Annotated in this window: 1 protein-coding gene; it reads left to right on the forward strand. The window is 47.8% G+C overall.

The genetic code is table 11. From position 1 onward, the window contains the following. Positions 1 to 359, forward strand: a 359-nt coding sequence (locus AC1DFM_RS34950) for a hypothetical protein (RefSeq protein WP_477081409.1), incomplete at both ends; no start/stop codon positions are given.

Consider the following 359-nt stretch of genomic DNA (forward strand, 5'->3'; position numbering starts at 1 on the left):
CCACCGTAAATGTTCCCGCTGGTAACAGAGTCACCTTTATCTGGTGGGTAACCAACGGCGTCTGCGATTCGACCAGTGCAGCCGTTTCTGTTGTAAACTATCCTAAACCAGTGGTTGCCAAAGTTGATAGTGTGGCAGCACAGTGTAATAATGCTACTTTCACCATTAAAGGAAATGATCCKACTACTACCTTCGGTGGTAAAGGTGTTTGGAGATTTACTCCTACTCCGGGTGTAACCATCACCGATAGCACKAAAGCAACGACCACCGTAACTGTTCCTGCTGGTAACAGAGTMACCTTTATCTGGTGGGTAACCAACGGCGTCTGTGATTCGACCAGTGCAGCCGTTTCTGTTGTA

The sequence above is a fragment of the Chitinophaga sp. 05T412 genome (assembly GCF_056396465.1).